We start from the raw sequence: 21,199 nt of genomic DNA, 5'->3' as shown, positions 1-21,199 counted from the left end.
TTTAATAATCATGGCTGACATCATTAACATTACGGCAATCATAAGCATAACAGTGCCAAACGTAAACATGGGCTGTTTGAATGCCCTCAAGTCCATGTCGTATTAGCCAGCCCCTCGAAAGCTACGGTGGTTAGAACGAGCATAATACCAATCGTCAACGCCCTGTGCTGCCTGTCAAAAATTCCAATCTGATTGTTGTTTGTCTCCTACACCTTCTTTGTAAAGTAAATTAGAAATCAAAAAAATGCCGCTTTTAATAGCAGCATTTTCTGAGATCAATTAATTTATTTACAAGTGGTGATATAATTATGCTTTTGGAATTGCCCCTATTTGTTGGAGCAAGCCAAGCATATCGGGTTGACCATACTCTTCAATAATTTGGCCATTAGAGATCCGATAAAAATTCATTGCATTTACTTCAATTTTCTTTCCTGTTGGTGGAAACCCGAGAAACACTCCGTCTTGTGTGCCCTTCATGACAAAATGAGCTGCTATTAGATCCTCTTCTGCTACCAGCTCCTTAACAGTCCATTGTATATCGGAAAAACCAGATCTCATCATATGAATTATGGAGAGATAACCATTTGGACCATTCATTGGTTCTTTTTGCATAGGTACATAAAAAACAGCATCTGGAGAAATCAATTCTTCAGCAAGTTCCTTGCTTGCCGTATTAATGAAGTTCGTGAAACGATGCATCAATTGTTTGTTTTCTGTAATCGTCATATTTAAACCCCTTTCTATTTCGTAAGATATAACGATCTTACCGTTTGCGGTGTTACTTTCCATTAAAAGATGTGCCTCTCCAATCTCCTCGAGTGTAAAGACTCGGGCAATAGGTGGGACTATACCATGTTTTTGGAGATGCTCAAATAAAGGGATCAGTGTACTTTCTTTGATAACTTCACTGGTGAACGCTGTAAAATACACACCTGTGGGTATATCCACTAAAGGTTCAAAGGCATCAAGAGTCCATTCATTTCCTAATATTCCTGACATGCAACATATCCCTCGTTCTGAGATGAATTGCAAGGACTCCTTTACAGTTGGTGTACCAACCAACTCTAGAACCTTGTTTACCCCATTTGGAGCAATAGCATACACCTGTTCTCTCAAATGCTCATTATCGAGCAGTGCATAGTCTGCTCCAGCTTGTTGGAGAAGTGCAAATTTCTCTTTGTCTCGAGTCGTTGATATGACTGTTGCTCCTACACTCTTAGCTAGCTGAAGTGCTGCTAAGCCTACGGAACTTGTCCCACCACGAATAAGCAGCATCTCTCCTGAAGTCAATTGAAGACATTCAAATAAGGATGCATACGCGGTATAATACATTTCCGGTATCGCTGCAAGTTCAGTCCATTTCATATCCCTAGGAATAGGATACACCTGGTCCGAAGGTATAAGTGCATATTCAGCATAACTTCCGTCAAATGCACGGCCTAACCCTCCCATTAATGAAGCGACGGCTGTTCCCTTTATAAATGTGCTATCAGAAGGGTCTTCAATCTCCCCTACGCATTCGATCCCCATAATACGCGGAAATTGAACGGACGGTGAATGCCCCTGTCTAGTAAACATTTCCGAGCGATTTATTCCAAACGCCCTGATTTTTACAAGTACCCACCCAGGTTTGACTATAGGAATAGGTACTTCAGTGATCTGTAGTTCTTGTGGGGTACAGACCCTTTCCAATACAACTGCCTTCATTATTTATTTCTCCGATCTCAAATGGATTCGTTTCTCAAACAGCATGAATATTGCGTTCGTCACAATGGCAAGTCCTGCTGACAATAAGCCCCCCCACAAAATCTTATCGATATTCATGGTCCGTAATCCATCATTTAATATCGTACCTAGCCCTCCTGCATTAATGAAGGCAGCGATGGTTGCCATGCCAATGGTTGTTACCGAAGCAAGTCGAAGGCCTGCAAACAGAGGCTTGATTGCTAAGGGTACCTGAACTTGAAGTAAGATCTGAAATCGGCTCATACCGACCCCTGTAGCAGCTTCAATAACAGATGGTTCAACATGATTCAAAGCTGCAGTGAACTGACGTAGAAGGATATATTGGTTATAAGCAATGAGCACGGTAATGGCTGTCGTTTTCCCCAATCCGGTCACAGGGATCATGATTGCAAACAAAGCCAAGCTCGGAATAGAATACAAAATTGAAAACATGTAAATGAGTGATCTAGATACCTTATCAGAGGCCAGAGCTAAGATGGTTAAAACGATGGCAATGAGCACAGAGAGCAGCATGGTCAGAATGAGGATCTCCACATGCTCCAATAATGCTTGTACCAACTTATCCGGATGTTTAATGGCATAGTTGATCATGTTAAGTTCCCCCAGAAGCGTTCTTGCTCCTTCGAAGATTGAATGAGTGAGTACACAAAATCATCTGCAGGATGAGTTATAATTTCTCTCGGGGTATCGAATTGACAAACCTTACCCTGATTCATAATCACAACTCTGGTTCCTAGCTTGAATGCTTCATTAATATCATGAGTCACGAACAAAAAGGTTTTTTTCATTCCCCCATGAATCTTTAAGAGTTCATCCTGGAGATTCAAGCGCGTAATAGCGTCCAAGGCCCCAAAGGGTTCATCCAGCAGCATAATATTGGGATCGGTTGCCAATGCTCGCGCAAGACCGATTCTCTGTTGCTGCCCTCCGGACAATTGTGAAGGATAACGTCGTTTGAAGTTCTCTGAATCTAATTCAACCAAAGCTAACAATTCTTGTACCCGATCTTCGATTTTCTTTTTGTCCCATTTCAAAAGACGAGGAACGGTAGCTATATTTTGTTCAATATTGATGTGGGGGAACAAGCCTACTTGCTGAATAACATAGCCGATTTTCCTTCTAAGTATTACAGGATCAACTCCAGCGATATCCTCCCCAAATATTTTAATAATTCCGTGGGAAGGATCGTTAAGCCGATTCACCATCTTCAATAAAGTTGTTTTTCCTGATCCAGAGGAGCCGAGGATGGTAATAAACTCCCCTTCACTTATCGACAGGTTCACATGATCCACTGCATATTCATTGGAATCTGAATATGTTTTACTCACATCATGGAATTCGATTGCTGTTGGATTCATGTTAACGCCATCCTTATTTAATGGAATCATAAAATTCTTTGGCCACATCTTCATATTCTTCTTTGTCTACGTCCACTTTCGCGTTTAGTGCGGTTACGGTGTCTGTATCCAATACCGAGCTAACCTTGTTGATCACTTCAGCGATGCCGGAATCCGTTGAAAGCACATTATCACGGATAACAGGCGCCAAGTTATAAGGGGGCCATACTTGTTTGTTATCTTCCAATAGAGTAAACTCGTCTTTGTTTACCAACTGACCTTCAGTAGTATATGCGGGCGCAACATCAGCCTCGTTGTTTCTAAGCACTTCATATTTCAAACTGTTATCATATACTTTGGATGATTTCCAATTGAGCTTGCCATACACTTTCTCCAGTGCTGGAATACCGTCAGCGCGCTGGTCCACCTCTCCTTGGGAAGCAAATCGAATCTCCCCGGCATGTTTTTGCAGGTCAGTAATGGTCTTGATCCCTAATCTTTGTGATACTTCCGTTCGCATAACGAGACCCGCTCCATCATTTGCTTTTGAATAATCGAGCCATGTGATATTGAATTGCTTTTTGTACTCTTCCTTGACTGTTGTATACACTTCATCCGGATCTGTCATCAAATCCATCTGTAATACGGCCAACAACCCAGTACCTGTGTACTCTGGATACATATCGATATCGTTATTAACAATCGATGAATGAATGATAGAACCCGCAATATTAGGAACCCGCTCTACTTGGTATCCCGCGTTCTCCAAAGCCAATGCATATAGCTCCCCGACAATTAAATTCTCAGTAAAGTCTTTTGAACCAATTCGTATTGTCGATCCATGATTATTCGTTTTATTACCACATGCGCTCAACATTATGGACAAAACAAGTGTGATTGAAATGGTTAAAACTAATTTTTTCTTTATGTTCTTTTTCATTTGTGTGAACCCTACCTTTGCAAGAATTTATATCTAAACAATACACGTTCAGACACATCTAAAATGAAGCCTATCCCAATAGCCAGAATCGCTACTGAGATAGCACCAATTAAAAGTAAATCCGTTCGATTGAGTCCTAAACCGGTAAAAATGATCTCTCCTAATCCACCAGCTCCAATTTTGGCAGCCAAGGTAGCGCTGGCGATAATTTCAATCGCAGCGGTTTTAATCCCTGTCAAAATCAATGGTCCAGCCACTGGAAATTGGATTTTCCATCTGATTTGTCGTTCAGACATCCCTACACCTTGTGCAGATTCAAGTAAAGACATGGACACACTTTGTAATCCGGATACTGTATTCATTAAGATTGGAGGGATTCCTAAAATAATGAGAGCGACAAGGGCTGGCCTAATTCCAGTACCCATGATAGGAAGCAACAGAAGTAAGATTGCTAGGCTGGGAATGATTCGTAATGTTTGAAATAACGAGGTGATCCATTTTTCGGAACGACTATATTTAGTTGATAAGGTACCTAAGATCATTCCTATAAGTGTAGAAATCATCAATGCCAATAAACTGATCTCTAAATGCTCTTTCCAAGAATTCAAGAACGTTGACATATGATTCGAAAAATAGTCACTCAGTTGCATCCATAAACTTTCTCTCAAACTCCCTCCCCCTTTCATCATTTTCATTTGATTTTTCATCGACAGAATTATAATATAAGCAATGTATTGGTTTTGAAAGTAGGCACCTTTTTGTTATATAGGAACCTATTAGTAACTATTGGAGGCGATAATGTAGTGATTTCAAAAAAAGAGTTGCCGTTGTGTCCCGTCGCAACGACAGTTGGATTGATAGGTAACAAGTGGAAGCTATTGGTTATGAGGGATCTTTTGAAGGGAACTCAACGATTCGGAGAACTTCGTAAAAGTATCCCGGAGATCAGTCAAAAGGTTCTCACTGAAAATTTACGCTCAATGGAAGAGGATGGAATTGTCATTCGTACTGTTTTTGCAGAAGTCCCTCCGAGAGTCGAATACAGCTTAAGTGACTTAGGAAATTCACTGAAGCCAATTATATTCTCTATGGAAACATGGGGACTCGGGTACCAGAAACTCAATGATGAACTTCCGAACGATATTCATCAGAGTGAATGATGTCAGATTGATACTCTCTGCAATATTTCTATTAGCAGTAAAAAAGCAATTCGGATTAAATCCGAATTGCTTTATCTTTAATTACTCCCTTAATCCTTCTGACTCCAGCAGCCGAAGATTGTTCTTTTGCAATACGGAATGTTCCTAAGTTTGTGGTATCTTCTACATGAGGCCCTCCACATACTTCCCGGCTCCACACTTTCCCTTCGTGATCTTGGATGGTATACACCTTAACGATATCCGGATATTTATCCCAAAAGTTTCCTTCCACATTACTTTCTTTCGCTTCAAGTTTAGGCAGCTCTGAAATAGAGGTAACTGCTTTCGATGAAATTGCATCATTCACATACTTCTCCACCTTAGCTATTTGCTCGGGGGTAAGTTTTTCATCATGGTTGAAGTCAAACCGTAATCGTTCGGAAGTAATATTACTTCCTTGTTGGTGAACATGATCACCTAGAACTTCCCTTAACCCCGCAAGTAGCAAATGAGATACCGTGTGCAGCGCGGTTGTTTCTGCGGAATGTTCAGCTAAGCCACCTTTAAATTTACCCGCAGAAGCAGTTCTGCTCATTTCAGCATGTTTCTTTGCCGCTTCTGTATAAGACGCCTTGTCTTCCATGCTATATCCACTTTCAGTTAAATACTCTTCTGTCAACTCCAAGGGAAATCCATAGGTTTCGTAAAAATAAAAGGCATCTGCCCCCGTAACTTTACCCTTATTCTTCAGATGCTTCTGTATTTCAAATTCTCCTTGCTGTAATGTTCTATAGAAAAGACTTTCTTCCTTATTTACGATTTCAATTACTTTCTTTTTATTGCGGATCAAATCTTCATAAGCTGTTGCTTCATCGATATAAACTTCAGACAACTGACCCACAAAGCTTCCTTGTATCCCTATTTTTTTACCCGCACGGATGGCCCTTCTTAATAGCCTTCTTGTTATATACCCTGCATCACTATTTGCCGGCTCTGCACCGTCATTAATGAGAAACGTAGCCGCTCTCACATGATCCAGTATGATTCTAAAGGACTTTAGATCGTCAGCATAGGATTTACCGCTTAGCTCCATCAACTTGTTCTTGGGATTAAGGAAGAAAGCCGTATTGTAAATATCCTTGTCCCCGTTAAGGGCTGTAGCCACCCTTTCTAATCCGCCTCCATAATCCAGATTGGGATTTTGCATTTTTACGAATCCGGTCTCTCCTTTTGTGTAACACATAAATACGTTGTTCCCAATTTCCAGGAATCTGTCGCTTTCAGAAGCAGGATGATCCAGTGGATCACCGCTTGGGTCAAGATCATAAAACATTTCACTATCGGGTCCACCCGGTTCACCAACCGGCATATGGAGAGGACTTCCGGCCCGGCTCCACCAATTTTCTTTTTCATCGTATAAGAATATTTTCCCGCCTCTGGATGCCCCATATTGCCAGGGATCATCTTCAATGATGGGTTCTATCCCGACGGATTTGAATTTTGCTGACCAGAGCCCAAGGGCTTCCGTATCTTTCGGTATATTCAATTCGTCACTTCCTGCGAAAGCACTGATATACAGCCTGCCCGGATCCATTCCTAATTCGATGATCTGCCAATGCCAAATAGCGTCGATTTGCTTTTGCTTATAGTTATGTTCATTTGCTTTGAACTCCCACCGGCCTATCATTTCAAAAAATGTCAGATGCGACGTATCCCCTACTTCATCAATATCCACTGTCCTTAAGCACTTCTGAATATTAGCAATCTCATTGCCGATCGGATGCTTTTCCCCCAATAAATAGGGAACCATCGGCTGCATTCCGCTTCCTGTAAACAACGTTGAGGGATCATTTTCCGGTAACAAGCTAGAAGAAGGCACTTGGCTAGCCCCTATTCTTTTCATAAAATCAACATAGGATTGTCTCAACTCATCTGGTGTCATTGTAATACCTCCATCAAATATTAGTTATGCTTAAAACAAAAAAGCCCTAAGCTGACATGTTTCTTGTCAACTTAGGGCGAACGATTATGTCCGTGTTACCACCTAACTTCAGATTGCTCTGCGCTCTATCAGTACGGGATTGCTCCGATACTGTTTCCTGAATAACGGTGGAACTCCGTTGAAGCCTACTAAGATTCCTCTGTTCGGTCCACAGCTCCGAGACTGCTTCACTATTAGATCAATGAAGATTCGCACCAACCATCTTCTCTCTGTGAGATCCCTAATAGTTACTATTTCTCATCATAGCCTTTTCGTTTTAAGTTAAAGCAATGCTAGCACAATCAACTTACTTCGTCAAATAACAATTCCGTTCTAACTGGGGAACCTGGAGCCGGCGCTTACCATTTGTTTGATCTGCACAAGACCTGCCTGTAATAAAGCATCACTGAACTTCTCATCACTAACTGCCCTTGCCAGTGCCACAGTACCCACCATACTGCTCACCAACGCATAACTATTAGAGGGATCGATCCCAGCCATATTTGTAATAAACGCGATGAAACGTTGCAGCTCTTGTGTGTACGCTTGCCTAATATTTTCCGGTAGCTGGGCAACCTCTCCTGATAAAGCAGGTAAGATACAACCGGCTTCCGTCTGATCCCGATGCAGAGGGCTTAAGTAAAAATCAATGACGGCCTCAATCGGCGTCTGATCTTCATTTTTATTTTGGTCTGCAATTCTCTGAAGTGTGTCGATGGTGTCACTAATTGCGAAATGACAGGTCTCCATCACAAGCTGATCTTTATTTGCAAAATGGGAGTAAAATCCTCCGTGCGTCAGTCCAGCACCTTTCATAATATGTGGAAGACTAATATTCCGCACGCCGTGGGTGCGAAATGCTTTGGCTGCGCTGGTAATAATATGGCTTCGAACTTTGAGCTTGTGTCCTTTCGGATAAGGCATCCTGCTCTCTCCCTTTTGTATAAGTCTGTATTTATGAATGTTTTTAAAATATTATAATTATCATATTATTTGATGTCAATTTATTATGAAGTGTTGACTCTTTTAAAATATGATGATTATAATATATTACGATCATCATATTTTATTTTGGAGGTACTCATTATGAACTCATTAGAAGCTGTAGATACCCTGGTCATTGGATCGGGGCCTGGCGGTTATGTAGCCGCATTACGTTCGTCACAATTGGGTATGAAAACAGTCATTGTGGAGCGCCACCAGATCGGAGGGGTATGTACACATGTAGGCTGTATTCCTTCCAAAGCGCTGATTGCTGAAGCGGAGCGTATTCATTTGCGAAGACACTGGTATACTGTTGACGAAGCTTCTTCTTTTCAGGAGGCTCAGTTGTTTAAGCAAGCTGTGGTGGATAAGCAGTCTGGAGGAGTTCGGTTTTTACTTAAAACAGCAGGTGTGACAGTTATCGAAGGAGAAGCCAGCTTGATAGACGCGAATACCGTTGAAATTCATCACGCTGAACAGAATGAGCACCGAATAGGCTTCAAACATCTCATCCTGGCAACCGGTTCCCGTCCGATTGAAATCAGCGCTCTTCCTTTCGGCGGACGGATTCTTTCATCCACTGAGGCGCTATCGCTAGCCGGTATTCCTAAGAGCCTTGTTGTAGTTGGCGGCGGTTATATTGGCGTGGAACTGGGTCAGATGTTTGCGAGATTTGGAACCACAGTTACGATGCTTGAGGGCGGTGAACAGATTTTACCCGGATTTGAAGCAGAGCTTGTCGCACCTGTCGTTCGTCAACTGAAGAAGGACGGGATAACCATCTTAACGGAAGCTAAGGTTACAGGAGCAGACCAATATACGAGTCACATCAATCTACATTATATGCGTCAGGATCAACACCATGTTGTTCAAGCTGAATATGCGTTAATTACGGTGGGCAGGAAACCGAACACAGATGGAACCTTGGGTCTTGAAAATATAGGTCTGTCCCCTACTCCACAAGACTTGATCGAGATTGACAAGCAGTGCAGAACATCTATCCCGCATATCTATGCCATTGGAGATATTGTTCAAGGCCCTGCCTTGGCTCATAAAGCTTCATATGAAGCAAAAATTGCAGCAGAAGCGATCGCGGGTAAACCCTCTGTCATCGACTACAAAGCTCTTCCGCTGGTTGTGTTCTCTCACCCGGAGATTGCGAGCGTTGGTCTTAGCGAAACGGCGTGTAAACAACAATCGATTCCTGTTGTCGTTGGAAAATCTATTTTTTCTATTAATGGCCGTGCGCTGGCTCTGAAAGAAACCGAAGGCTTTGTCAAAATCGTTGCTCATGCTGTGTCTGGTCTTGTATTAGGTGCACAGATTGTAGGCGCTGAAGCATCTACTCTTATATCTGAGCTATCCCTTGCGATTGAGATGGGAGCGACGGTAGAAGATATGGCCATGACCATTCATCCGCATCCAACGTTAGGCGAAATCATCATGGAGGCCGCAGAACAAGCCCATCGCAGATTGTAACAAACGATAATTATTGATGCAGGAGGTTTACTTATGGAGAAATCAAACGAAGTATATTGCGTTTCCGACCGGCTTGTTATTCGAAAGTTTGATTTGCAGGATGTACATTCTTTTTATCAATACCGGACGAATCCAGAGGTTTCCCGTTTTCAATCCTGGGATCATTATACGCTTCAAGAAGCTGAAGCATTTATCAGCAGACAAATAGTACATTCCCCGGATCAGCCCGGGACTTGGTTCCAATATGCAATTGCTCTAACGGAGTCAGATCAATTAATCGGTGATTGTGCCATTCACACACTCGCAGATGAACCCCGAATGGTTGAGATAGGATTCACTCTAGCACCTGAGCATCAAGGAAAAGGATACATGAATGAGGCGCTTCGTGCCCTGATTGACTATGTGTTTGGCTTACTAAATAAACATAAGCTGATCGCTTTTACCGATGTGAGGAACACAAAATCGATTCAAGTGCTAGAGCGTTTAGGCATGAGACGTGAAGGACACCTGCTCGAAAATTACATGTCCAAAGGCATTTGGGTAGATGAATTTCAATATGCAATGCTGCGATCGGAGTGGCTTAACAAACAAAACTGATTTCAAAAGAAACTTTCAGGTCAAATAGAAGTTGTTGTATTTACTATTTTCTGGAGACTTTCCTTGATTCTATGTGTAACTTCGTTACCATGATATGTGATCACTTTTTTAATATCCAGCTCCAGCAGTTTGGCAATCGACTTCAACGCAGTCGGATGATCCAACGTGTAATAGTTGTCAAAGGACAGGAGCTTACCAGCTTTTGAATTTAATGCATCGCCGGCAATTAACGTTTGAGTTGGGATATGATATAGCGATATATGATCTGGTGTGTGTCCAGGTGTAAAGACGACTTGAATACCGCCGGCCAGGGGCAGAATATCTCTATCCTTTAGTGCTGTATGAACGTGCACGGACGGTGCAAAAGTTGTACCTCTAATAAGCGGAAGGGCACCCGTCAAATAGGGTACAGTCTCCTCATGTGCGAGCACCGTCACCTCGTTCCCCCTTGCCTGAATAAGCTCCGGCAGACTGCCAATGTGATCGCTGTCTTGATGCGTAATGATGATATGCGTCAGCTTATCTAGTCCAAAACCTTCTGCTTCAAGTAACTTACGTATCTTTTCAAATTGCCCGGGAATGCCAGTATCCACAAGTACAAGATTCCGTTCATCCCACAACAGTGTTGGATATACAATAAAAGATCCCATTTGTAGCTCTATCGCTTTAATTCCGGTATCCGGACGAGACATGGACATTCCTTCATCATCCTTTCCTATAAGTAGGTATATTATATTACTTATAGGAAGCCGCAAGTCAACACTTTTTACACTCTCTATTCGGGCAGTCCCTGAAAAGAATTCCCTCGTGTCAGCTTCTGACTCTGATCGGCCCAGCGGATCTGAACCGAACGGGAAGTGAAGATGTCAGGTCCGTCCGATACTTGAAAATGCAGGTGTGCTTCACTGGAGTTCCCTGAATTACCAAGCTGTCCGATGAGATCCCCCTGCTGTACGTTATCCCCTTTTTTGACGGCTACACTGCCTTTCTTGAGATGTGCTGTGATGCTGAACTCCCCATTTCCATGATCGATGACCACAACATTCCCTGCCGGTTCTTCAGCGTTCATCACGCCCGGCGTGTTATCCGGAATGTCATTTTTGACTTCAACCACCTTGCCATTTGCGGCTGCATAGAGCGGCTCACCAAAAGCATAATAGTCCTCGTTGTCCTTTCCCTCCCCTTGATAGCTTGAAGCATCCTGTGTGCGGATAATGTCGAGTGCGTAACGCTGGGTTTCATGAGCATAATGATAGTTGGATAACACATCATTCCCGCCCCAGAACACAAACCATTCGCCCTTCATAGGAAACTGATATGCTGTCTTGGTCAGCGCCTTGTCCGTTGCTTCATGCGTTTCAAGCGGCTGAATCAGCAGCCCCGCAATCTGGTGATTTTCGGCAAAAGAGGCTTGAATCCCCTTGGTCCCCGTCTGATCCTTCCATGAGCTTTCAACCAGATTGTTCATTTTAAATTCCGTAACTTTCTCCCATGAAGCAACGCCTTCCATAAAGCTAGCGGTAGTCGTCTTGAATTCGTCCAGCGATATGATTTCCTGTAGCTCCGGGCTCATCTGCTTGTAGATGTCCTCCTTCGATCCCTTCATTAAGGTATCCATGAAATTGTCAGGTGTAATCATTGCGTCCTTCTCGGCTCCATTCGTAATTTCATCTGATGGGGCGGCACTGGCTGTCTGTTCTACCGGTAATTTCTCTTGTGGTTCAGATGCTTCCGAAGTGCCGCACGCAGACAACATCACACACGTACCCAGCGCTGCGGCAAGCCCCTTCCAGCTTTTCGAATATCCTCTAGTCATTTCCCTGCACTCCTTTGTTTGAACGATATCTTTACAGTCCAGTGTACAACATCAATCTTATCTGCCGTCTAACGAACTCTTACGTCTATCTTAACTTTGCGGCGGGCTACCTCTCCAAAATTAAGCATCCGTTAAGGTTACCGGCAAGCAGCACAGTGTTTCAGAATGGTATGATACTTATATAAAAAGCTGGGAGGCTCTATTTCGCCATGGATGAAGTTTCAATCCTGCTTGTTGATGATGAACAGGCGATTCTGCATATGCTCCGAACGGTATTGCTCAAGGAGCAATTCCTGGATATTGATACGGTCACTACCGGTGAAGACGCAATTGCTGCCTGTGAAAAGAAAACCTATCACTGCATCGTGCTGGACGTGATGCTTCCAGGCCGAAGCGGGCTGGAAATCTGCCCTTTTCTGCGGCAAATGACAGATGCCCCTATTCTCTTTCTGACTGCGAAAACCACCGATTATGACAAGCTGACCGGCTTCGCGGTTGGCGGAGACGATTATGTCGTTAAACCCTTTAACCCGCTGGAAGTAGTCGCACGGATCAAATCCCTGCTGAGACGGTATTTGCCCAGACAGACGGAAGCAGAAAAATTTCCGCAGGAAGGCATCTATGATTTTGGACGCTTTCAGGTCATGGAGCCAGCCGGTGAACTCAGAGTCGAAGGTCAACTCGTGAACTGCCCTGCGCTGGTATATCAGTTGCTGCTGTTCTTTTGCAAGCATCCCAATCGGATCTTCACCAAGTCTGAATTATATGAACGGGTCTGGGGATCGGAGGCCATTTCGGATGACAACACCGTCATGGTACATATTCACCGGATTCGTGAGCGTATTGAGGCTGATCCGTCCAACCCTGAACTATTGGTGAACGTCCGCGGGCTAGGGTATAAGCTCATTCAGTCCGACATGGGATCTGGGCGATGAGTGTAAGACGCAGATTGATGACGCGGTTCATTGGCCTGCTTGCGGGTACGGTGGTCCTGATCCTGGTCATCGCAGGAAGTATAGCTTACTGGGTCATTCAGCAGCTACATGAGGCCAGTCTTGTTGAAGATTTTGCCACTGTCGGACTCGACCAGCTAATCAGTACAGCAGAGATTTTGCCGGACGGCAGTGTTAAGTATGATCCGGGGTTGCTGAAGCGGATTGAAGAAAACAACGGCTGGCTGCAGGTTCTCGATGAGCAGGGTCGTGTGCTGGATGCTTTCCATACCCCTCCCGATGTGCCGAATCACTATAAACCTGGAGAGCTCATATCTTATTGGCAAGGACAAGAGCCTTTTCCCTACCAGCTATATCTGCTTATTCGTGAAAGAGAAGGGATTAATTTCACCCTGCTGTATGGAGAGAACAACCAGGCTGTAACCATGTTGGATCAAGCATATAACGGGGGCCGTTACGCCAATAACAAGCTAGAACTGGCCTCCGGGCAGCAGGACATCATTCGTATAGCGGATGCCTATCTGCAGATTTTGGACGAACAGGGACGGGAGGTTGCTTCTTTCAATAAGCCCGTAACAGGTATCCCGGACAGCTACAGCATCCAGGATCTGATTCTGCGTACACGCTACCCCTCCCGGTATGGAATGACGGCAGTGACCAGCTATGATGAGCAGAACCATTCCACCTGGATGCTTAGTGTTCCTCTTGCGGGCAATTCGGCGGGTAGCAACGCGAACCCCTTCGGGTTTATTTTTGGACCTGCCCTGATTGCGCTTCTGGTATCTATTATCGGCTTGCTGATCCTGCTTGCTGTCTGGTATGCCAACCTGTTCGGTTATCCGATGCTCCATATGCTGCAATGGCTGCAGCGGCTTGAAAGGGGAGAATATGAGGAGCCGGCCGGCCCCCGCGGCAGGCCGCTTAGCCAGAAGAAGAACGGGAGATGGCGGCGAAACTATCGGGTATATACGGAAGTGTTACATTCCATCCAGACGTTATCCGCTACCCTGAAGCAGGATAAAGAACTCCGCAAACAGACCGACTCTCTGCGGGAGGAATGGATTGCTGGAATTACCCATGATCTGAAGACACCGCTATCCTCGCTCCAGGGTTATGCACACATGCTGGAGGCAGAGAAATACCAGTGGACTACGGAAGAGGTACGCGAATTCGCGGGCATTATGGTGGACAAGTCCATGTACATGGACAGGCTGGTAAGCGACCTGGCCATGACATATCGTCTGCGCAGCGGCGGATACCAGCCTCCTGTTGAGCTAACGGATATCAATGCTCTGCTGCAGGATTTGGTACAGCGTGCTGAGCGGAACCCGGCTTTTGGAGTGGGCCGCATTACGTTCCATCCCGCCCCGGTTGAGGTACAGGGTTATGTACACATTCCCTCCTTTGAACGGATCGTTGATAATCTGACCGCTAATGCCCTGCTGCATAATCCGCCGGACACGAAGCTGATTGTAAGGGTGCAGCCAGGTAAAGAGGCAGGTGATTTCATCGTTCAATTTGCGGATGATGGACGCGGGATGGATCAGGAGACGGTGTGGAAGCTGTTCGAACGATACTACCGCGGTACAGACACAGCGGCGCCCGATGTCGGCTCAGGCCTGGGTATGGCGGTAACCAGAGGGCTGATTGAGGCCATGCAAGGGCGAATTGAGGTTCGATCGAATCCCGAAGAGGGGACAGAAATACGTTTGATATGGGATGCCCGTTCGAGGGCTGGAACATAATAATCCAGAGGTTCCAATGTGGTATAATCATAAGAAAATATTTGAAAATATATGACGAAGAGGTGTTCTGCTAATGGCATTAACGTCCGCATTCACGAGCCTCAACCTGCCTGTTAAAAACGTAGCCCAATCGAAAGTGTTCTTCACTGGACTTGGCTTTGAGCTCAACCCGCAATATCCGGATAACGAGACTTCGGTAGCCCTCTTGATCGGCGACAACCTGCAGGTCATGCTGATCGATCAAGCCTTCTTTCTTACACTCACGGAGAAGGAAGCCGTCGATACGGGCAAGTATGCGCAGATGACGATTGCTTTGGAATTCGAGAGCCGGGACAAGGTTGATGAAATCGTGAACACCGCACTCTCCTTAGGCGGGAAATTGCACGCTGAGCCTGAAGATCATGGATTCATGTATCATTGGGGCTTCGTGGATTTGGACGGCCATCTGTGGGCGATTAACTATATGAACATGGATGCGGCACAGGGTTGAGGCTAACGACGAATACACTCGTACTAAGGCTGCAAAAGAAAGACGCCGGGCATCTTCCCCGGCGTCTTCTTTGATAGTTTAGTGTTTTAAACCGAATACAATTGTCGGTACAGCGGAATATGGACCGAATGTATGTGAAAAACAACATATATTGTGCTCCCAAGCAGGCATATGGACCGAATGTATGTGAAAAACAGCATACATTGTGCTCGCAAGCAGGCATATGGACCGAATGTATGTGAAAAACAACATACATTGGGCTCGTAAGTAGGCATGCGGCTTGAATGTAAGTGAAAAACAGCATACATTCAGGCCGCGCGAAGGTAATCTTGTTCATCCCTTAGGGTGATTTTGTTCTAATCAGTTTTTTTCAGTATAGGATTTGAAATTGTCCATGATCGCTTGCCAGCCTGCTTGCTGGAGCTCGACGGGATTGGCGTTTTCCGCATCGAATGTTTGAATGATCTTCGTCTCAATCCCTTGACGGGCGAACGTAATCTCCACTCTTCTTCCGTCTTCTATGGTGTAGCTGATCACCTCATGCTGATTCACGACATCGTATACGCCGCCAAAATCAAAGCCCATGCTGCCATCCTTCGCTTCCATCCGTGTCATAAAGGTACCGCCAGGCCGCAGATTGTTCTCGGCTCTTGGCGCATGCCAGTCCTCGGAGGCCTGATTCCACTTTGTGATGTGCTCCGGCTCAGTCCAGTAGCGCCATACCTTCTCGATAGGGGCTTGTACCACAGTTTGTACGGTTACTTTCGTCGTTTGATTCTCTTCCATTTCAATAGACACCTCTCTCATGAACTTCGTCGCTTGGTTACTTACCATTGTCTCCCAACTGTTTGTGCAATATCCCCTGGAGTATTACTTCAATGGCCCAGAAGAACCTCTCCTTGGAGGCGGTATCCCCCGAGAATAAATCAGTCTTCAGACTGTTCATGAGCGGAAACCGTACCGGATCTGCTTCATTATAGTAACTCTGGGCAGTTTCCATCAGTTCGCTTGCTCTCTTAGCCTTCTCCAACGCAATGGAAGACACGTACAGGAGCAACAGGTCCGTTCCCCAAGCAGCGGCCGTAGAGGTGATTCCGCCCTTCTGGAGGACGGTAAGTAAATACTCATTCAGACGAAAAGCATGATTCCCAATGGGAATCGTCTGTAGGGATAGCTCCGCTAATCCGGGCTGCTCGATAAGCAGCTCCGCATAAGCCTGCAGCGCTTGAAATAACTGCTCCTTCCAATTATCGTCCGTCAGCTCCGGCAGATTCAACTCTCCGAGACCAAGGTCAAGCACATATGAGCTCAATTCCTGCAGATTTTTGACGTAAACATACAGGGAGGAAGGTCCAGTGTCCAGTTGCTTGGCTACCTTCCTCATACTCATGCCGGAGGTCCCTTCCTGCTTCAGCAGCTCATACGCGGTCTTGACAATCAATTCATGACTAAGGGGTTCTTTGGCTGGCCGGTTACGGCGGCTCACAATTTCACGTTTAGGTTTCATCATACTTTTCTTATAACATGCCGGAAGCCAATAGTAAATACATCGCCGAAGATAACATCATCCTTGTTGCTCATACAGGTCTTGATAAGATTGCATGAGTTCAGCGAACTTTGGAGCGGCATTCTCCGAGAAGCTCAGGATGAGGTTTTCGTTAGACACATGTGCTTTCTCTGAGGCATACTGGAACATTTTCTCTTCATATTCTTCAATTGCCCCAGCTGTGTCCTTATTTCTTACAATGGCAAGAGCCAGCTCCAGCGCATCCAGCATCGCAAGATTCACCCCTTCTCCGGCAAAAGGAGACATGACATGAGCCGCATCACCGATTAACGTGACACCAGCGCTGCGTTCCCAGCGAAACCCGACGGGCAGCATGTAAATCCGTCTGGGTACAACCGCATCTTCCGCATACCGGATATAATTCTTGAGCGGTTCGCTCCAATCGTGAAACAGCTCAAGCAGCTTGGCCTTCGTCTCCTGCGGATTATCGTTCCGGATTTCGTCTAACCAGTTCCGCTCTACCTTGAAACTTGCATATACTTTGATCCGTCCGTTGCCGTTCAGCTGGCCCAGAATCCCTTTGTGATCATCCAGGGCGAACATCTTGCCACGTGCGTTAAATGCGGCCAGATCCGGGTGTTGCTCTGCAATAACGTTAAGCTCCAGCATTGTCAGACCTGAATATTCCACGTCTGTATCCGTAAGCAGAGGACGAACACGCGAAAAGGCACCATCCGCCCCAATGACAAGATCGGCCACAGCGATATGTCCATTCTCAAAATGAAGCTCCGTCTTACCCTCGCCCAGAGATACAACCTTCTCCAGTTTATAGCCATACTGTATGGTAGACGGATCTAACTTGTTTAAAAGCAATTCACAAAGCACACCACGGTCAATCTCCGGGCGTCTCTGCCCTTCCGAGCTCTCTTCATCGGCCACTTCATCCAGGTATATGGTTCCCGTCTTATCCATGAGCCGGAAGTCTTCGCCCTCAAACCGTGCTGCCTGCAGAAAAGCTTCATATAATCCCGCCTCCTTCAAAGCGAGCTGCCCGGATTCTTCATGGATATCTAAGGAGCCTCCGCGTTCATGGCTTAGGTCCTTATGCTCACGTTCATAGATTGTCGAGGTAATACCATGCTTTTGCAGAATCAGGGCAAGCGTTAGCCCCCCTGGTCCACCTCCAATAATTGCGATCCGGCGTTGTTCTGTAGAATTAACAGTTGTCATGTGTAGACATCTCCTTTTGTATAGATAGTTATTTTCTTAAGAAACCTGCTTCTTGCCTGCAAAAAACAAAGATAAAACCAATGCACTAACTGCAAACCCCAAAGTAATCCAGAAGGTTGAGCCGAAGGCATGACCTAATTGATCGGGTGAATGCTGCGCGGGAAGTCCCCTGATTTGTTTGGCCAGAAAAGCCATCGTGATGGTAACACCGAAGGAGGACATGATTTGCTGTGCTGAAGTAGTTATGGGCGTAACACGGCTTATTAATTCCTTGGGAGCTGATCGGAGGACATGTGTATTGATCTGCATCATTGTTAATCCTTGCCCAAGCCCTGCAAAAGCAAAGCTGCAAATGATGTATAACGTACTGGTATGAGCATCAATCTGCGTCAGAGCAAGTAAGGAACCGCAAAGTGACAGAATACCCATAAGGGCAACCGGGCGAACACCGAAACGGTCAAACAACCGGCCGCCGGCATTAATCCCGACCGTAGATAACAGGGCTTGCGGGATCACATATAATCCAGCCTCAAGAGGAGTTAACCCCCTCACTTGCTGTAAATACAGCGGGAATAACAGAATACTTCCGAATAAAGCGATCTGATTCAGCCAGGCGACAGAGATGCCATGTACAAAGGTAGGTGAACGGAATACTCTTAGCTCCAGCAGCGGGTGCTTTTGCCGCAGCTCATTCCAGATAAAGAAGGCCAGTATAATGAGACCCCATGCCAGTGGAGCTAAAGTCCATAGATTGGACCACCCCTTCTCACCTGCTTGATGAACAGCAAACACAATGGAAGTAAAGGCAACCGGAGCCAAAAGCGCGCCGATTACATCCAGCTTGTTGTTCAATTTTGCATCCGATGCAGGTAAGTACCTCCAGGCCATGAATAAAGCCAAGATGCCAACCGGAACGTTGATGAAAAAAATCCAGTGCCAGTTGATGTACTCGATCAGCCAGCCCGACAATAAGGGGCCAAGAATAGGAGCAAGCAGCATCGGGATACCGAGGATGCCCATTACAGATCCTCTTTTGTCCGGAGGAGCGACCATGAATACAGTGGCAATCCCGATTGGAGCCACCATGCCCCCGCCCAGACCTTGGATGATGCGGAAAACGATAAGCTGAGTAGGAGTGGTTGCCATTGCACACAGCACAGAAGCGAGAACGAATAACACAATGCTAACCATAAACATTCGTTTGGGCGAAAAACGGTCAGAGAACCAGCCGGCTAACGGAATGACTGCCGATAAAGACAAGGTGTACGCCGTTATGACCCACTGAATCGTACTAAGATTGGTATCGAAGGCACTTACTAATTTCGGTACAGCTACATTCATGATGGTGCTGTCTAAGATCACCAGGAACATCCCTGAAGCAACTGCGAGAAGTATGGGCAGTATCTGCTTTAAGGAAAAAGCTGCTTGAACACCGCGGCTACTATTTGTCTCTGACATAAACTCTCTCCTCCTTTCCTTTCATAAGCGTATGAATTAGTTAAGGTGATACATTTATAACATAACGAACACTGTTCGTCAAGAACAACGTTCGTTATAGATTGGAGAAAGCCCCCTTCTTATTTCTATTCTCAGAATAGAATAAAGAAAGGGGCTGCTCCCGAAATCGTTTGTAATTATATCAAAATCGTATATGATTCCACACTATGCTTAATTGAAATGGCCTCGTCTTAAAGCTCTTCCGGCTTTATAAATTTCACTTCGGGATAACTGTCGTTTGGCCCCTCCAATAGTTGTCCCCCTTCTCCTTTCAATTCCTTATTAAAGAAATCGAGGACATAGTGATTTACGACGTCTGATCCTCTTTTACCATTAATATCTCCTGTGATTCCAGTCAGTTTAATCAGTTCAGAATAGAATTGAAGGTCCGTGAAATTGAAGTGCTGGGTACCCTCTATATAAATCGCAGGCCCTCCCTGATTGATCACATTTTTAATAATGTGCAGCTCTTCTTCAAGTTGTTTAGTGACTTCGTTATCCGGATTGGTATCCTTCTTGAAATCTGTCAACCAGTCTTTAAAAACTCCGGATCTTATGAACATAAACGGCTTGTTTAGATCATCTCTATTGTCCACTTCGATCAGTGACCCGTCCATATTGACTCCGGCCTTGATTCTAGGATCTACATAAGTAGTATTGAACGCTGTTGCCCCCCCGAAGGAATGCCCCATTACGCCCAGATGATCTAGATCGATTTTTCCTTTAAATTGACTTTCGATTGCACCTGAATTCAGCTTTTCAATTTCGTCGATTACAAACTCCACATCTTTCGTCCATATCTTACCGATTCTTCTGCGATCTTCTACGGTAGTCGTCTTGGTGGTATAGTCCGTTACACGGCCATCCGGAAAAATGGTAGCAAAGGTGCTATACGTATGATCGATAGTGACCACGATATACCCGTGACTGGCGAGATTCTCGGCCTGTGATGCATGGAGAACCCGACTGGTTCCCATACCGTGAGATAGCAGTACCACAGGATAAGGACTTGTAGAAGGCAATATTTCTACATTTTCATAAGAGTTGGTTTTACTATACTTCCAGTAATCGAATACAAAGTCTGGTAGGTTTAATGAATTAGAATAGGTCTGGATATACTTTTTGAACATTTCTTTATCTTTGGGAAAAAGAGCTTCACTCTTCTTGTTACTGCTATTTGCAGTAGGATACCACACTTGAACCATTAGTTCCCTCTTATCGCTTGGATCTGCAGTTAAGACTTCATCTCTGTTCTGATCCGTAAAATGAAAGGTTTGAGTACCCACTTTCTCCGGACCTTCAAGCTTCGGCAAATGAAAGACTGGCAAGTATACAGACAAGCCGGTAGATATAACAAGCAGAATGACGATGATGGAAGATGAACTATATTTCAACAGCTTCCCTGCTTTTATATTCCCTATATTCCCCATCTTGCCTAAATGCCTGAGTATAACGATGAGTATGAGTAACGCCGTCATCATGTATACCAAAAGCAACTGCCATCTGTATCCCTCTACAAATAATTGAACTACCAATATAACGCTGCTTCCTATCCCCAAAACCAGTCCTGTTGTCTTTGCCCCTCTTCTGATAAACAATAGATCTGCGAGTAGCGCGAAACAGGATAGAACTAAAAGTATCTCAAATAATCTCATTTGACACCCTCTCTTTCTACTTCTTCTTTTGCTAAGATGTAAGCTTAACCAATGAAAGTGTATTCCCCGTGACGTCAATATGAACTGAATATGAACGGACAAA

At 44.9% G+C, this 21,199-nt stretch carries 20 protein-coding genes and 1 other annotated feature; of the genes, 6 read left to right on the top strand and 14 right to left on the bottom strand.

What is annotated here, in order from left to right; translation table 11 throughout:
• Positions 1 to 306: 306 nt before the first annotated feature.
• From NST26_RS16285 to NST26_RS16265, 5 genes are read right to left on the bottom strand one after another with little or no spacing between them, the layout of a single operon-like run.
• The gene (locus NST26_RS16285; protein WP_340979456.1) at positions 307 to 1,707 is read right to left on the bottom strand and encodes an ester cyclase; all 1,401 of its coding nucleotides are present in this window, start codon (positions 1,705 to 1,707) and stop codon (positions 307 to 309) included.
• A 3-nt stretch (positions 1,708 to 1,710) separates the two neighbouring features.
• Positions 1,711 to 2,337, bottom strand: coding sequence for an ABC transporter permease (locus NST26_RS16280; RefSeq protein WP_340952742.1), 627 nt, complete (start codon positions 2,335 to 2,337; stop codon positions 1,711 to 1,713).
• Positions 2,334 to 3,104: an ABC transporter ATP-binding protein gene (locus NST26_RS16275; protein WP_340952745.1), complete on the bottom strand. Its 771-nt coding sequence runs from the start codon at positions 3,102 to 3,104 to the stop codon at positions 2,334 to 2,336. The genes NST26_RS16280 and NST26_RS16275 overlap by 4 nt, the downstream gene beginning before the upstream one ends.
• Before the next feature lie 13 nt (positions 3,105 to 3,117).
• Positions 3,118 to 4,023, bottom strand: a complete 906-nt coding sequence (locus tag NST26_RS16270; RefSeq protein WP_340952747.1) for a glycine betaine ABC transporter substrate-binding protein — start codon at positions 4,021 to 4,023, stop codon at positions 3,118 to 3,120.
• 11 nt (positions 4,024 to 4,034) lie between these two features.
• The gene (locus NST26_RS16265; protein WP_340952750.1) at positions 4,035 to 4,691 is read right to left on the bottom strand and encodes an ABC transporter permease; all 657 of its coding nucleotides are present in this window, start codon (positions 4,689 to 4,691) and stop codon (positions 4,035 to 4,037) included.
• Between the two features lie 135 nt (positions 4,692 to 4,826).
• Between NST26_RS16265 and NST26_RS16260 the strand changes: the two genes are divergently transcribed.
• Entirely contained in the window at positions 4,827 to 5,183 is a 357-nt protein-coding gene (locus NST26_RS16260; RefSeq protein WP_017688258.1) for a winged helix-turn-helix transcriptional regulator, read from the top strand.
• A 55-nt stretch (positions 5,184 to 5,238) separates the two neighbouring features.
• On the opposite strand, the gene NST26_RS16255 is transcribed toward NST26_RS16260, so the two are convergent.
• Entirely contained in the window at positions 5,239 to 7,104 is a 1,866-nt protein-coding gene (locus tag NST26_RS16255) for an alanine--tRNA ligase (RefSeq protein ID WP_340952752.1), read from the bottom strand.
• Between the two features lie 69 nt (positions 7,105 to 7,173).
• Positions 7,174 to 7,417, bottom strand: a binding site (T-box leader).
• 59 nt (positions 7,418 to 7,476) lie between these two features.
• Positions 7,477 to 8,067, bottom strand: coding sequence for a TetR/AcrR family transcriptional regulator (locus NST26_RS16250; RefSeq protein WP_340952754.1), 591 nt, complete (start codon positions 8,065 to 8,067; stop codon positions 7,477 to 7,479).
• A gap of 162 nt (positions 8,068 to 8,229) precedes the next feature.
• Between NST26_RS16250 and lpdA the strand changes: the two genes are divergently transcribed.
• Together lpdA and NST26_RS16240 are read left to right on the top strand one after the other, a co-directional pair.
• A complete protein-coding gene (gene lpdA, locus NST26_RS16245; RefSeq protein ID WP_340952755.1) occupies positions 8,230 to 9,606 on the top strand; it encodes a dihydrolipoyl dehydrogenase in 1,377 nt (458 codons plus the stop codon).
• A gap of 33 nt (positions 9,607 to 9,639) precedes the next feature.
• The gene (locus tag NST26_RS16240) at positions 9,640 to 10,203 is read left to right on the top strand and encodes a GNAT family N-acetyltransferase (RefSeq protein WP_339257012.1); all 564 of its coding nucleotides are present in this window, start codon (positions 9,640 to 9,642) and stop codon (positions 10,201 to 10,203) included.
• A 20-nt stretch (positions 10,204 to 10,223) separates the two neighbouring features.
• On the opposite strand, the gene NST26_RS16235 is transcribed toward NST26_RS16240, so the two are convergent.
• Both NST26_RS16235 and NST26_RS16230 read right to left on the bottom strand, forming a co-directional pair.
• Positions 10,224 to 10,901 (bottom strand): MBL fold metallo-hydrolase, encoded by a 678-nt coding sequence (locus NST26_RS16235; protein ID WP_340979455.1) that lies wholly within the window; start codon positions 10,899 to 10,901, stop codon positions 10,224 to 10,226.
• A gap of 77 nt (positions 10,902 to 10,978) precedes the next feature.
• A complete protein-coding gene (locus NST26_RS16230) occupies positions 10,979 to 12,019 on the bottom strand; it encodes a M23 family metallopeptidase (protein ID WP_340979454.1) in 1,041 nt (346 codons plus the stop codon).
• Between the two features lie 209 nt (positions 12,020 to 12,228).
• Between NST26_RS16230 and NST26_RS16225 the strand changes: the two genes are divergently transcribed.
• The 3 genes from NST26_RS16225 (at position 12,229) to NST26_RS16215 (ending at position 15,207) form a co-directional block, all read left to right on the top strand.
• Entirely contained in the window at positions 12,229 to 12,954 is a 726-nt protein-coding gene (locus NST26_RS16225) for a response regulator transcription factor (RefSeq protein ID WP_340979453.1), read from the top strand.
• Positions 12,951 to 14,717 carry a sensor histidine kinase gene (locus NST26_RS16220; RefSeq protein WP_340979452.1) on the top strand — a complete coding sequence of 589 codons (1,767 nt, stop codon included), beginning with the start codon at positions 12,951 to 12,953 and terminating at the stop codon, positions 14,715 to 14,717. The genes NST26_RS16225 and NST26_RS16220 overlap by 4 nt, the downstream gene beginning before the upstream one ends.
• A gap of 73 nt (positions 14,718 to 14,790) precedes the next feature.
• Entirely contained in the window at positions 14,791 to 15,207 is a 417-nt protein-coding gene (locus NST26_RS16215) for a VOC family protein (RefSeq protein ID WP_209874168.1), read from the top strand.
• A gap of 360 nt (positions 15,208 to 15,567) precedes the next feature.
• On the opposite strand, the gene NST26_RS16210 is transcribed toward NST26_RS16215, so the two are convergent.
• The 5 genes from NST26_RS16210 to NST26_RS16190 form a co-directional block, all read right to left on the bottom strand.
• Positions 15,568 to 15,993 carry an SRPBCC family protein gene (locus NST26_RS16210; RefSeq protein WP_340979451.1) on the bottom strand — a complete coding sequence of 142 codons (426 nt, stop codon included), beginning with the start codon at positions 15,991 to 15,993 and terminating at the stop codon, positions 15,568 to 15,570.
• A gap of 37 nt (positions 15,994 to 16,030) precedes the next feature.
• Complete coding sequence (locus tag NST26_RS16205; protein ID WP_340979450.1) at positions 16,031 to 16,717, bottom strand: TetR/AcrR family transcriptional regulator; 687 nt, start codon at positions 16,715 to 16,717, stop codon at positions 16,031 to 16,033.
• Positions 16,718 to 16,771: 54 nt separating this feature from the next.
• Positions 16,772 to 17,944, bottom strand: coding sequence for an FAD-dependent oxidoreductase (locus tag NST26_RS16200; protein ID WP_340979449.1), 1,173 nt, complete (start codon positions 17,942 to 17,944; stop codon positions 16,772 to 16,774).
• Between the two features lie 36 nt (positions 17,945 to 17,980).
• A complete protein-coding gene (locus NST26_RS16195) occupies positions 17,981 to 19,402 on the bottom strand; it encodes an MDR family MFS transporter (protein WP_339256996.1) in 1,422 nt (473 codons plus the stop codon).
• A 230-nt stretch (positions 19,403 to 19,632) separates the two neighbouring features.
• Positions 19,633 to 21,096 (bottom strand): alpha/beta hydrolase family protein, encoded by a 1,464-nt coding sequence (locus tag NST26_RS16190; protein ID WP_339256994.1) that lies wholly within the window; start codon positions 21,094 to 21,096, stop codon positions 19,633 to 19,635.
• Positions 21,097 to 21,199 lie beyond the last annotated feature (103 nt).

This window comes from Paenibacillus sp. FSL R7-0128, assembly GCF_038002245.1.
Taxonomy (GTDB): Bacteria; Bacillota; Bacilli; order Paenibacillales; family Paenibacillaceae; genus Paenibacillus_AQ; species Paenibacillus_AQ silagei.
This window is presented reverse-complemented; position numbering and strand designations above follow the sequence as displayed.

Coding starts and splice junctions, on each gene's coding strand:
- NST26_RS16250 (WP_340952754.1), bottom strand. CDS start 8,067: ATGCCTTATCCGAAAGGACACAAGCTCAAAGTTCGAAGCCATATTATT.
- NST26_RS16270 (WP_340952747.1), bottom strand. CDS start 4,023: ATGAAAAAGAACATAAAGAAAAAATTAGTTTTAACCATTTCAATCACA.
- NST26_RS16275 (WP_340952745.1), bottom strand. CDS start 3,104: ATGAATCCAACAGCAATCGAATTCCATGATGTGAGTAAAACATATTCA.
- NST26_RS16215 (WP_209874168.1), top strand. CDS start 14,791: ATGGCATTAACGTCCGCATTCACGAGCCTCAACCTGCCTGTTAAAAAC.
- NST26_RS16230 (WP_340979454.1), bottom strand. CDS start 12,019: ATGACTAGAGGATATTCGAAAAGCTGGAAGGGGCTTGCCGCAGCGCTG.
- NST26_RS16235 (WP_340979455.1), bottom strand. CDS start 10,901: ATGTCCATGTCTCGTCCGGATACCGGAATTAAAGCGATAGAGCTACAA.
- NST26_RS16205 (WP_340979450.1), bottom strand. CDS start 16,717: ATGATGAAACCTAAACGTGAAATTGTGAGCCGCCGTAACCGGCCAGCC.
- NST26_RS16220 (WP_340979452.1), top strand. CDS start 12,951: ATGAGTGTAAGACGCAGATTGATGACGCGGTTCATTGGCCTGCTTGCG.
- NST26_RS16280 (WP_340952742.1), bottom strand. CDS start 2,337: ATGATCAACTATGCCATTAAACATCCGGATAAGTTGGTACAAGCATTA.
- NST26_RS16195 (WP_339256996.1), bottom strand. CDS start 19,402: ATGTCAGAGACAAATAGTAGCCGCGGTGTTCAAGCAGCTTTTTCCTTA.
- lpdA (WP_340952755.1), top strand. CDS start 8,230: ATGAACTCATTAGAAGCTGTAGATACCCTGGTCATTGGATCGGGGCCT.
- NST26_RS16210 (WP_340979451.1), bottom strand. CDS start 15,993: ATGGAAGAGAATCAAACGACGAAAGTAACCGTACAAACTGTGGTACAA.
- NST26_RS16255 (WP_340952752.1), bottom strand. CDS start 7,104: ATGACACCAGATGAGTTGAGACAATCCTATGTTGATTTTATGAAAAGA.
- NST26_RS16200 (WP_340979449.1), bottom strand. CDS start 17,944: ATGACAACTGTTAATTCTACAGAACAACGCCGGATCGCAATTATTGGA.
- NST26_RS16225 (WP_340979453.1), top strand. CDS start 12,229: ATGGATGAAGTTTCAATCCTGCTTGTTGATGATGAACAGGCGATTCTG.
- NST26_RS16285 (WP_340979456.1), bottom strand. CDS start 1,707: ATGAAGGCAGTTGTATTGGAAAGGGTCTGTACCCCACAAGAACTACAG.
- NST26_RS16190 (WP_339256994.1), bottom strand. CDS start 21,096: ATGAGATTATTTGAGATACTTTTAGTTCTATCCTGTTTCGCGCTACTC.
- NST26_RS16240 (WP_339257012.1), top strand. CDS start 9,640: ATGGAGAAATCAAACGAAGTATATTGCGTTTCCGACCGGCTTGTTATT.